The organism is Neobacillus sp. 204 (assembly GCF_046562815.1).
Taxonomy (GTDB): domain Bacteria; phylum Bacillota; class Bacilli; order Bacillales; family Cytobacillaceae; genus Neobacillus.
Map to the genome: position 1 here is coordinate 70,238 of NZ_JBJORY010000014.1, position 11,072 is coordinate 81,309.

An 11,072-nucleotide genomic window follows, 5' to 3' on the forward strand; every position below is an offset into this window, starting at 1 on the left:
TCATGATATTAAACGCCTACGAAAAGATAGACAATTGCACCTACAAATGACCATTTCCGAGGAAATTTTACATATTTCTCATTACTCTATCCCAAGATCGGACAAATCCTCATTTTTCTTGTAAAAATGACAAAGTTTTCACATAGAAAAAGCACGCCATTTGATAGATTATTTCTGTCAAATGGCGTGCCTACTTCCAATTTACTTTTCCAAAACTTTTATAATGCTGTATCGATTTCTTTGGCCATGGATTTGACAGATTTTAATCCGCCACCGCTTAGGTACCAGGTGTCTGCATCTAGGTAAACAATCTTATCATTCTTATAGGCCGCTGTTTTTTTAACTGACCTATTTTTTTAGCGTCATTCAGTGAGCGTGAGTTCTTATATCCTAGGTTTTCGCATGGATGTCACTTCAAGGTAGGTGAGCAGTCGCCACACCCATTCCAATGGGCCATATCTAAAGTACCGTAGCCATAATGAACTAAAACTAAACTGGATGACATAGATCACTAAACACAGAGATAGTGATTGGAGGTATGTTAGATGGCCGACTACATCCAGCATCTTTCCCGTAGCCAATATTAAGATGGTTTGTGAAAGATAATTGGTTAGCGCCATTCGCCCATAGCTTTTTAAAGGCGATAATACCTTACGGACAATAGAAAAACGTAACAGCAAAATCATCAGCCCCACATAAAAGGCCGAAACAAGTGGACCTATCATGATTCCAATATGTAAGAACCGCTGCGTTTCACTGAAGCTTCCTTCTGAACCATTTCCAAACACAACCGGTGCGTGTTGATATTGATAAATAAGGCCTCCGCTACTCAATACCAACATGATTCCTGTGAAAAGAGCAGTTTGTTTCCAATGGTTTGAGATTCGTTCAAATACCTGATACTGTCCGGCAGCAGCTCCTAACAACATCAGGGGGACCACCATGAATATTTTTTCAGCAAAAACACTAAACACAACCACCATCGCCGTTCCGAAAACAAGATTTACTATCTTGTTGGCTCTGTAAAAAGGCAATATAATCAGGCCGCAAACGGAGTAAATCGTTAATGCTTCCCCTGGCTGGAATTGCACATGAACAAATCCAAGTATAAACAACACGAGGATCCTCCGTAAAAACAACAGATAGCCATTTCTCCCCTTTGTATTTGCCCTCGTGATAAAAATATAAAACCCGACACCAAACAAAAAAGTAAAGATTGTATAAAAGCGCCCTTCCACAAATAAATATAAAAATCTTAAATACGTTGCATTACTAGTACCTGCAAGTGGTATTTTCACCGAAAGTAATGGAATGACATTAACCAGGATAATACCCATTAAGGCAAATCCTCGTAAATAATCTAATAGATCAATCCGTGCATTTACATCCTTCGAATTCATTCATATCAGCTCCACTATCATTATAACCGTTTAAGTATCTTTCACCCAAAGAAGCCAGGCAAAAACAAGGACTGACTTATGCCAGTGCTTGTTGCTTACAAATAGAGTGTGCTTGAGATTATAAGAATGGATAAATAACTAACGATTAAAGCCTACTCCTGCCACAATCTTTCTATTAATATTTCATTATTTTTTAACTTCAAAAGAAACACATCTGGATTACTCAGTCTTTTCCATTGCTCAAAGCCAAAGTCAGAGAGATAATTTTTTAATAGTAAAGACATTAAATTTCCATGGGTAACGATTAGTGTATTTTCCGAATCACTCTTAAAAACTTCTTCTACAACACCTACAACCCGGTTCATTGCTTCCCGGCTGGACTCGCCCTGGTCGAACTTTAAATCTAGGTCATCAAATGTTGCCTCTAGTTTTTCAAGCCAATCCGGTAGCACTTCCGTACTTAAAACCCGCTCCGCCAACCTATCCTCAATCTCAAGGTCTATTTTTTCCCGCTCGGCAACCCGCTCAATTGACTGGATTGCCCGTAAATAAGGGCTTGAAATGATACGATTAATCCTCTTACCCGTAAAAAATTCAGCTAATTCGGCCGCTTGACAGACCCCTTTTTCAGTAAGCTGCGCCTCGCTCGATTGACCTCCCGCTTCACAGTGCCTTATCACATAAATCTTTTTTTCCAAGTAATCATCCCCATTAAATAAGTTTGTAACTGAAATTAAATTCGATACTTGTTGTAATTTTCCTCCCCTGTTTGTCTAAATAGCAGGAATAGAACCCCCAACATGGAAAAATTGATCAAGTAATCGATGTTGGATTAACTTAATAAATCATTAGATTTTTCCTAACAGATGCTCATATATTTTTATTTTTTGGAAAAAGTACCAATATATGAAATTACCGGAGGGAATCAAATGACATATCAAAACTTTGATGGGAATAATAGTGGTATCTTTCCATTTGTTAATGCTAATTTTGACAGTGGAGCCGATGTGAAATTAAATGAGGATCAATACGAGGTTTATGTTAATGATAACTTAGTGGGGCATAAGACTCTAAAGAATCCAGGCGAGAATCTTTCCGATATTGACGGCTTTTTACGCAATCAAGGACTTAGTGACTTTTCCACATCGTTGGATGGCGACCACTATAGTATTCAGTCAAATGGTCAAGAAGGCGATATAACAAATGCATTATCGGTTTATTTTAATAACAGGTAACGTCTAGGTCCTGTATTGCTTTGAACATTACAAAAGCTCAGTCTAAGACTGAGCCTATTTATGTTTCTCTGGCTTCCGCATCTTGTGCGCTATGATGATTTTCGGTCCGATTTTGAGAAAAAGTATAGGCTTCACGAAGCCACTGATAGACATCATCAGTTAAATCATCTTTCACTTGAATAATAACATGGTGAATCCACCTGCCTGGATACGGCTCCTTCGCTTCTACAATCTTATCATTTTCAATGTACCTACCGACCCCAAAGGTCAGAACAAGGCAATCCTCAGGACGTTCGCTTGACCAAGGCTGGGGCATCCATACCCAGGCAAATTTTATATTTGTTCCAATTGATATGACCGATTTCTTTACTTCCATAGTTACAGGCCCGATAGAATTGATCATTTTCTCCACAGCATTAAATAACGAGATTTGTTTTTCTTGTTTGGAAAAGAAGGCTTCTACATCTTTTCTAAAGTTCGAAATCACCATTTTAACCACCTCTGTTTATTAATATTTTAGTGACAGAAGTAAATAAATGCTGCTTTTACCATTTCACCTTCAGTATAAATCCGCAAATACATAATAGATAGTTAAAAGTTATCCATTGATAGATTACATTATCTGTGCAGGGTAAATATAACGTTTGTCTAGGTTAGGAACAACAAAATTTTTTCCACTCAGAACTATCTCCTCACTAAAAGACCTATTCCAAACCATCCTATTTTTTCATACCTTAATAAAAAACCTAAAAGAAATGTAGGGAAACTGGAGGTACACAGATATGTTGGAGGTAAGGCAAGCTCAATATGGGCGAGGAATTTTCGCTACTCGTGATATTAAAAAGGATGAGCTTTTAGAGGTATCACCGGTCATCATCTTCCCGAAAGAAGAGTTTAAGTATTTAGAAAAAACGACCTTGATTGACTACGTCTTCTGGTGGGGGAAAGATTTTGATGAATGTGCATTAGCTCTAGGAATTGGGTCGTTATTTAACCATTCCAGCACACCGAACGCCATCTTTAAAAGGAAATTAAAAAGAAAAACCATAAACTTTTACGCTTATACCGACATTAAAGAGGGCGAGGAAGTTCGGATTAATTATAATGGTGACCCAGATGACAAAACGAAATTATGGTTTGAGGGATAATATAATAACTGGGGCCCGTCGTCAGATTGGGCTCAGTGTTCTTTATGATTATTCATCTTTACTCTCCAAATCAAATGATCAAACCCTTCACTCCAATAATCCTTCAGCGAATAATCTGGAGCTCCGAATTTCTTCTTCCATATTTTTTGTGCATTTGTATATCCGCTATCAAGGCAAAATTCTACTATTTCCTTTTTCTGCAAAGTGCAAAACATTGCATTCAACAGCAAATTTCCAACCCCATTTCTCTGATAGTTAGGATGCACAAATACGGTTCCTATCTCAACCAAGTCCTTCAATGCCCCTTCCGTACAATCAGTAATTAGTTCACTAACAGGACCATACTCGATTGTACCAATAATATTCTCATGATCGAAAGCGATTAAAAAATACCGATTCGCTCCATTGCTGTCTAAATCACTTTTCAAGTATTTATTCTTTAGAACGATTTCATTTTCTATTTCCAGAGCCATCTCTGTTAAACCCTCTTTAGCAAAAGTGTCTGTGATAACGATTCTAAAAAAACGACTTAACTCTTCCTGGTCATTTAGATCAGGCCTTCTTATCTTAATACGATTCACTCCAACCACCCCTTAATATATAAGTTATCAGAAGTGGGCTTTCTTAAGAACTTAAAATAAACGCCTTCAATGATTTATCATGTACCAAAGCCCTCCTCGTAAAAAAAACACGTGGTACCTAGGAAAGTCCTGCTACCACATGTTTTGCCTTCATTGATACTCCTTGTAAAAAACAAAAATAAGAAAGCTTCGGTTATTATCGTAATCCCATAACATAAATATATCTTCGATTATGCGATTAAATAAATGTTCAAATAGTTTCTTATTCTTCAAATAACCGCTCTTTATTTCCCTTGCATGGTGAAGCAGCAGGTCCAGATTTCCTTTTTCATACGCTAAACTTTCTAATTGTAAAAGGACATCTTTGGCTTCGATCACACAAATATTTTGTGTAAACTTTACTATATTTAAACTAATATACTATAGGTAAACTCACTTCAATACAGGTTCCATCTAAATTACTAATAATATTCATATCTCCCTTATGTTCTTTAATAATTTGATAACTTACAGGCATCCCAAGTCCTGTCCCTTGTTCCTTCGTTGTATAAAATGGTTCATGTATTCGATTAATCATCTCAGCAGGGATGCCGCATCCTTGATCTATTATCCGAATCTGAACTTGGTCCTCTGCAGAAATGGAGCCTTCAATAAGGAGTTTCCCACCATCTGGCATGGCTTCGATAGCATTTTTAATATAATTGATAAACACTTGTTTTAGTTGATTTTCATCCCCTAAAATGGTTTCTTCACTGAGATAAAACCTTTTTTCAACCTGAATGCTGTTTAATAACACTTGCGATTCCATTAATGTCAGAACTTGATCTAATAATAAGCGGATCCTCAATTTTTCATCCCTTTTTTTGATTGGCTTTGCCAGTACCATTAATTCTTTGAGAATCACTTCAATTCGAGCAATCTCTGATTCTACAATGTTAAAATACATGGGTTCCCCTTTATATTCTCCCAACATTAATTGTAAAAACCCTTTAATCGCTGTAATTGGATTACGAATTTCATGAGCAATTCCAGCGGCCAATTCTGCTGCTACCGCTTGTTTTTCCGATAGTAACTCTCTTTCCATTTTAATCAGAGTTATATCCTTCAAAACTACATAGGAACCCACTACCTCTTTATTAAAAAGGATAGGGAAAGTGGTTACATTGACATCCATTACCGTTCCATTCTTCATACTAATCTTTGAATCAAAGTTTGTTAGTTTTTCATGGCCTTTTTCGAAAAAAAATGTTTGTGTTTCATTTAAACATGTGGAGATGAAAATATTACTTAATCGCATCTGTAATAACTCGGGGATAGTGGACGCCAAGAGTGTTTCACAAACATCATTCACATAAACCAGTTGCCCGACCGTATTTATGATAAAGAATGGGTCCTCATTTTTTGATAAAACCGAGAAATCCTTATCCACATTGACATCTAAATATATTTGAAGCAGAAAGTTTAGACGTTTTATCTCATCCTTCTCCATTCTTCCCCAACCCCTCTTGGTTTCTTGTAAAATAAAAAGCCAAAATAAGCGTAGATATTCCTACGTCTTATTTTGGCTTAAGTTCTAGCGTCTATATATCTAGAGAATCATTGCCTTTTAAAATAGATCACGTTATTTTGTTAAAAGGTAACCAAATAGAATAGAGCAAATATCCCTATTTCCACTATTAATATTATAATATTTTATCTAAATTTTCAAATAATAACTCCGGTCTTGTTTTGCATTCTAATTAACCCAAGTATCGGTGGTATAGGGCCTTTGCTGTTGTGATATCCTTCGTTCCATGTACTAAAACCCTTCCGTCTTTAAAAAAGACTAATCGATGAGGATTATCCGTATAAGATAAAAGGTATGGATTTCGCTGGACAGTTCCCCCTTGATTGGTAAGAATATTTTCTAAAGCTTCCAAATCACGCATGGTTGGCATAGAAGGACGGATCTGAACAGAATCTCTTCCACAAAGGACGACTGTTTTTGTTTGATTTTCAAATGATAAATAAGGATAAGAACGCTCTTTTCCGCAAGAAGAACAATCCTCTTTTTTCATTTTATCTACTTGGATGGCACTATATTGATTTTTCCATAAATCAAAAGAAACTAGTTTGTTTCGCAATGAACCCAAATCTCCGGCCAAAATTTTCAATGCTTCACTTACCTGAAATGAAACGACCATGTTAACAGCTGGACTAATAATACCTGCTGTATCACAAGTTAATCCTCCTAGAGGTACTGTTTCTAATAAACAAGAAAGGCAAGGCGTTTTTTCGGGAATAATCGTGTAGGAGATTCCGTAGCTTCCAACGCAAGCACCGTAAATCCATGGAATTCCAACCTTTAGAGATACATCGTTCATGATCATTCTAGTTTCAAAATTATCCGTTGCATCAATCATTATATCAGCATTTTTAGCCCAATCTTCCAACTCTAAAACAGAGGCATCCGCAATGATTGCCTCAATGGCCACAGAAGAGTTAATTGCTGTTAAGCGATTTTTGGCCGCAATGGCTTTTGGAATTCTATTTTTAGCATCTTCTTCAGAATATAACTGCTGGCGCTGTAAATTAGTCCATTCCACATAATCACGATCTACGATGGTTAATTTCCCAATCCCAGCACGGACGAGTGCTTCGGCACAACCTGATCCGAGTGCTCCTACTCCTATGATGAGGACATGTTTATTGGATATTCGCTCTTGCCCGTCTTTTCCAATGGGTGAAAATAGTTCTTGTCGTGAGTACCGATTATTCACCCGATACTCATTCCTTCCTTTGGACTGCTTGCTGTAGCATATCTCTTTTTCTCGATTCGACCAGCCTCATAGCCTAACCGTCCAGCTTCAATGGCTAATCTCATCGCTTTTGCCATTTTTACCGGATCCTTCGCTGCTGACACAGCCGTATTCAATAACACACCATCGGCTCCTAATTCCATCGCCAAAGCAGCATCGGCTGGTGAGCCAATCCCAGCATCGACAATCACAGGAACAACGGCTTGCTCGATAATAAAACTAAGGTTTACGGGATTGATGATTCCTTGACCAGATCCGATTGGCGATGCCCCTGGCATGACCGCATGACAACCGGCTTCTTGTAGTTTCCTTGCTAAAACAACATCATCGGAGGTATAAGGAAGGACAATAAATCCTTCCTTCACTAGTTCTTCTGTGGCCTTTAGGGTTTCAATCGGATCAGGAAGTAAGGTTTGATCACAACCAATTACTTCTACTTTAATCATGTCACACAGACCTGAAGCTTTTGCTAATTTTGCGATCCGGACCGCCTCTGCTGCTGTTTTCGCTCCTGCCGTATTAGGAAGAAGCGTATATTTATTGGTGTCTAGCTGTTCTAAAAAATTCGGCTGACTAGCTTCAAAAATATTCATTCGTCTAACCGCGAACGTGAGGATTTCTGTTTCAGAAACTTCCACTGCTTCCTTTTGAATTTCAAAACTTGGATACTTTCCCGTTCCAAGTAACAAACGAGATTGAAAGGATAAAGAACCTATTTTTAACATGTCAACCGCCTCCTACAAAATGGACTAATTCGATTCGATCTTTATCTGATAATCTAGTACTTTGGTGTTCTATTGTAGATAATATTTCGCCGTTTATTTCCACAACCACGACCTTATCATGGACTTTAAAATGTTTGAGAACATCTGAAACAAATTCGACATGCGCTGGTAATTGGATCAACTCGCCATTTAATACTACCTCCATGTTTTCCCTCCTAATAAACTGATTGTTTGTGTCTTTCTAGATGAAAAGCTGAAAGAAGAGTCTCATCTACTAGTCTGCCTGTTAGTAAGTCAGCTACTAGCTTCCCTGTTACCGGGCCTAACAAAACTCCATTTCGAAAATGCCCCGCCGCAACGAACAATCCCTTCCAGCTTGGATGCTCGCCAATATATGGGATTCCATCGCCAGTTTGAGGTCTGATTCCCGACCACACCCTCTCCCAAGCTGCTTCCTTAAGCTGAGGAACTAGCTGAGTCGCTCTTTCTATTAATGTAGCAATTCCTTCTAGCGTTACCTTGTTATCAAAGGTATTTTCAATCATTGTAGCCCCAATATAAATTTCTCCATTTTGTTTTGGTACCAGATAACAACGTTTATCGGAAAAAATAGTCGTATTTATAATCGGTTTTTCCGATTTAACGGAAAAGCATTCCCCTTTTACAGGATACACGTGAATGTCCAGCCCCGATTCACGCATTAACTTCGCCGCCCAAGCCCCGGTGGCAACGACAACCTGTTCACTATGGATGACGCCAGTAGTGGTTTTTAACCCTTTAACCTGACCGTTTTCAAAGATAAAAGAAAGGACCTCGGTATTTTCACGTATTTCTGCTCCAAAATAAACAGCCGCTTTTGCAAGCGCTTGTGCTAATTTTGCTGGCTGGACATGCCCATCGTTGGGAAGATACATCCCTCCAGCTACACTGGGTGATAGAGACGGTTCCATTTCTTGTAATTCCTTTGCATCAAGCCAGTTTATCTTTGGATCCCACTTCCGTTGATAGGCAACCTGTTTTTTTACTTCTACTGCTATTTCTTCCGTTTCTGCAATTTTTACCATTCCCTTATTCACATACTCGATATCAATTCCAGTATATTCATATAACTCCCTTGAGAGAGCAGAAAACATCGCCTGACTTTTTAAAGCCAGCTGGAATAAGGGACCATCTTCTTCAATTTCTGCTTGAGCTGCCAGCATTCCGGCAGCCGCACTTGATGCTTGGGATGCCAACCGGTCCTTCTCAATTATAATTACTTTTCTTCCCATTTTTGATAGCTGATAGGCAATAGAGGCTCCGATAATTCCTCCTCCGATTATGGCAACATCAAATGATTCTTCCATTGTATCCATCTCCATTTTTTAATACATTGAGGTAAGCTTTTACTGCTGATAATGGGTCTAGTGCTTCTAAAACCCCTGACATGACAGCGATACCCTTCGCTCCTGCGTGGAGTACCTGGCCCGTATTCTCAGGTGTTATGCCGCCAATTGCAATAACCGGAATGGCTAGTTGTGTAAGCCTTGTCAATTCGTTAAGCCCTTTGGGAGTCATACCTGGTTTTGATTGTGAAGGGAAGACATGGCCGTATAGCACGTAATCAGTACCATTCTCTTTTGCTTGTTGTCCTTCTTCATAGGAGTGAATCGAACTCCCTACCCTAAGCTGCGGAAAATTTTCTTTTATAATAGCAGCATCTAAACTATGAAAGGCTAATTGAACACCTCCAGCCTTTGTAACTAAGGCAACATCCGCTCGATCATTAATAATAACCTTTGATAATGGCAGGTTTGCCGCACTTAAAAGTTCAACGGCTTGAAAAAGTTCCCTTGCTGTTTTTTGTTTTTCTCGTAAGTGAATCGCGGTTACATATGGGTGAATATCCATGACAATTTCACGTAGCTGCTCGATCGGCATTTTACCATTGGAGATAATATGTAACTCTTTAACACTAGTTAAAATACAAGTCACTCCTTTAAGAAGATTCCGCTCAGCTATGGAATAAAATAGAAAACAAAAAACCACTTCCTTTGGTTCAGAAAGTGGTTTGAAAATTTGAAATAGAAATTTCTTAGATAAGAAGTTTCTTCTGTTCTCAAATATCCTAGTTTCCACTTCCCTACGCTGGTATAACCCAGATCAGGTTCATAGAGTCCCGAAGTATCACTTCAATCTCAGCCTTTTAAAAAGGCACCTCTAGCGGATTTGCTTCACTTATTAAATCGTAAAAAATACACTACATGGATAATATTAACACCTCGATTAGAAATGTCAAATAATTTCTTTATACATACACTTCATTTGTTCTGTGCCCTTATTTTTTTTTGATAAATTATTATTTTACTATGGTTAGTTTTTGGCCAATATAGATTGGTTGATTAGGATCGAGGTTGTTGGCTGGGACCTTTAATCTGGCACTTAACTTAGAATTTCTTTTGCTTTTTCCTTCATTTCCTTGAATCGTTCATTTAAAAATTGGGGGATCGTGTCGTCGGCGGTAAAATGCAAAACGATGGCTTTTATTTCACGTCTACTGAATTTGCCATGGTCATGAATTTTATATCCCCTGCCGTTAAGTTTAAACCTTATCATAAAACTGTCAGCTTTCTTATTTTCCCTCGGATAAACTTGAACAAAATTAAGAACTGCCTCTTGGCATGTACAATCTGGATTCATACAATATGAGTCAGCAACCAAAAATAACTTCCCAATATAAACAAAGTTGAAATAATCATTGTCTTGATTGGGGAAAACCTCTGAATAACAAACAGAGATGCCTTTAGCAATCTTATTTAGCACAGCATGCATAATACCGCTCCTTTTTTAATAATTCTAATTTAATTGGGAACACTCCCATTTATTCTAGGTATTAAATACAATTATTCGCTTCAGCATTTAACAGGAAAAATATTATAAGACGACACGATAGTGGATTCAAATTGATGAAAATTACAGGGGAAGATTGCAGATTTAATAGGATGGAATCTAAATTTCAAAAATATTAATTTACTTATATCATTATCGTTTTGGTATTTTCTACCTCCCTTCCGGTAAAATTATATCACACTACTTTTCATAATATTTTTGTCTATTCAAAAGGTTTTCTACAATTATGTGAACACTCCATTAATATCTAAATAGAAAACAAAAAAACCACTTCCTATGGTTCAGAAAGTGGTTGG

The 11,072-nt window shown here is 37.7% G+C and carries 13 protein-coding genes, 1 pseudogene and 1 riboswitch; of the genes and pseudogenes, 2 read left to right on the forward strand and 12 right to left on the reverse strand.

The features are described 5' to 3' along the window. Positions 1-218: 218 nt before the first annotated feature. The 3 genes and pseudogenes from ACJ004_RS24160 to ACJ004_RS24170 form a co-directional block, all read right to left on the reverse strand. Positions 219-356: pseudogene (locus ACJ004_RS24160) on the reverse strand (ABC transporter); the annotation flags it as partial. A gap of 27 nt (positions 357-383) precedes the next feature. After that, positions 384-1,400, reverse strand: a complete 1,017-nt coding sequence (locus tag ACJ004_RS24165) for a DUF418 domain-containing protein (protein WP_410895688.1) — start codon at positions 1,398-1,400, stop codon at positions 384-386. A 152-nt stretch (positions 1,401-1,552) separates the two neighbouring features. Further along, positions 1,553-2,098: a histidine phosphatase family protein gene (locus ACJ004_RS24170; RefSeq protein ID WP_410895689.1), complete on the reverse strand. Its 546-nt coding sequence runs from the start codon at positions 2,096-2,098 to the stop codon at positions 1,553-1,555. Positions 2,099-2,329: 231 nt separating this feature from the next. On the opposite strand from ACJ004_RS24170, the gene ACJ004_RS24175 reads away from it, so the two are divergent. Next, positions 2,330-2,635 (forward strand): hypothetical protein, encoded by a 306-nt coding sequence (locus ACJ004_RS24175; RefSeq protein ID WP_410895690.1) that lies wholly within the window; start codon positions 2,330-2,332, stop codon positions 2,633-2,635. Between the two features lie 58 nt (positions 2,636-2,693). Here the strand turns inward: ACJ004_RS24175 and ACJ004_RS24180 are convergent, their stop codons facing one another. Continuing rightward, positions 2,694-3,122: a DUF5655 domain-containing protein gene (locus ACJ004_RS24180; RefSeq protein WP_410895691.1), complete on the reverse strand. Its 429-nt coding sequence runs from the start codon at positions 3,120-3,122 to the stop codon at positions 2,694-2,696. Between the two features lie 295 nt (positions 3,123-3,417). Between ACJ004_RS24180 and ACJ004_RS24185 the strand changes: the two genes are divergently transcribed. Further along, complete coding sequence (locus ACJ004_RS24185) at positions 3,418-3,783, forward strand: SET domain-containing protein (RefSeq protein WP_410895692.1); 366 nt, start codon at positions 3,418-3,420, stop codon at positions 3,781-3,783. 32 nt (positions 3,784-3,815) lie between these two features. On the opposite strand, the gene ACJ004_RS24190 is transcribed toward ACJ004_RS24185, so the two are convergent. From ACJ004_RS24190 to ACJ004_RS24225, 8 genes are all read right to left on the reverse strand, one after another. Next, positions 3,816-4,364: a GNAT family N-acetyltransferase gene (locus tag ACJ004_RS24190; RefSeq protein WP_410895693.1), complete on the reverse strand. Its 549-nt coding sequence runs from the start codon at positions 4,362-4,364 to the stop codon at positions 3,816-3,818. Between the two features lie 412 nt (positions 4,365-4,776). Continuing rightward, the gene (locus ACJ004_RS24195) at positions 4,777-5,853 is read right to left on the reverse strand and encodes an ATP-binding protein (RefSeq protein ID WP_410895694.1); all 1,077 of its coding nucleotides are present in this window, start codon (positions 5,851-5,853) and stop codon (positions 4,777-4,779) included. Between the two features lie 250 nt (positions 5,854-6,103). Next, positions 6,104-7,123 carry a thiazole biosynthesis adenylyltransferase ThiF gene (locus ACJ004_RS24200; RefSeq protein ID WP_410895695.1) on the reverse strand — a complete coding sequence of 340 codons (1,020 nt, stop codon included), beginning with the start codon at positions 7,121-7,123 and terminating at the stop codon, positions 6,104-6,106. Further along, the gene (locus ACJ004_RS24205; RefSeq protein ID WP_410895696.1) at positions 7,120-7,887 is read right to left on the reverse strand and encodes a thiazole synthase; all 768 of its coding nucleotides are present in this window, start codon (positions 7,885-7,887) and stop codon (positions 7,120-7,122) included. The genes ACJ004_RS24200 and ACJ004_RS24205 overlap by 4 nt, the downstream gene beginning before the upstream one ends. Before the next feature lies 1 nt (position 7,888). After that, complete coding sequence (gene thiS / locus ACJ004_RS24210; protein WP_410895697.1) at positions 7,889-8,092, reverse strand: sulfur carrier protein ThiS; 204 nt, start codon at positions 8,090-8,092, stop codon at positions 7,889-7,891. Positions 8,093-8,102: 10 nt separating this feature from the next. Then, positions 8,103-9,248 (reverse strand): glycine oxidase ThiO, encoded by a 1,146-nt coding sequence (gene thiO, locus ACJ004_RS24215; protein WP_410895698.1) that lies wholly within the window; start codon positions 9,246-9,248, stop codon positions 8,103-8,105. After that, complete coding sequence (tenI, locus tag ACJ004_RS24220) at positions 9,217-9,861, reverse strand: thiazole tautomerase TenI (RefSeq protein ID WP_410895699.1); 645 nt, start codon at positions 9,859-9,861, stop codon at positions 9,217-9,219. The genes thiO and tenI overlap by 32 nt, the downstream gene beginning before the upstream one ends. A 128-nt stretch (positions 9,862-9,989) precedes the next feature. Continuing rightward, positions 9,990-10,098: riboswitch (TPP riboswitch) on the reverse strand. 210 nt (positions 10,099-10,308) lie between these two features. Then, positions 10,309-10,698 carry a hypothetical protein gene (locus ACJ004_RS24225; RefSeq protein WP_410895700.1) on the reverse strand — a complete coding sequence of 130 codons (390 nt, stop codon included), beginning with the start codon at positions 10,696-10,698 and terminating at the stop codon, positions 10,309-10,311. Positions 10,699-11,072: the final 374 nt, after the last annotated feature.

Bases quoted from the DNA above. Each gene is read 5' to 3' on its own strand.
- ACJ004_RS24175 (WP_410895690.1), top strand. From the start codon at position 2,330: ATGACATATCAAAACTTTGATGGGAATAATAGTGGTATCTTTCCATTT.
- thiS (WP_410895697.1), bottom strand. From the start codon at position 8,092: ATGGAGGTAGTATTAAATGGCGAGTTGATCCAATTACCAGCGCATGTC.
- ACJ004_RS24165 (WP_410895688.1), bottom strand. From the start codon at position 1,400: ATGAATTCGAAGGATGTAAATGCACGGATTGATCTATTAGATTATTTA.
- ACJ004_RS24225 (WP_410895700.1), bottom strand. From the start codon at position 10,698: ATGCATGCTGTGCTAAATAAGATTGCTAAAGGCATCTCTGTTTGTTAT.
- ACJ004_RS24195 (WP_410895694.1), bottom strand. From the start codon at position 5,853: ATGGAGAAGGATGAGATAAAACGTCTAAACTTTCTGCTTCAAATATAT.
- thiO (WP_410895698.1), bottom strand. From the start codon at position 9,248: ATGGAGATGGATACAATGGAAGAATCATTTGATGTTGCCATAATCGGA.
- ACJ004_RS24205 (WP_410895696.1), bottom strand. From the start codon at position 7,887: ATGTTAAAAATAGGTTCTTTATCCTTTCAATCTCGTTTGTTACTTGGA.
- ACJ004_RS24185 (WP_410895692.1), top strand. From the start codon at position 3,418: ATGTTGGAGGTAAGGCAAGCTCAATATGGGCGAGGAATTTTCGCTACT.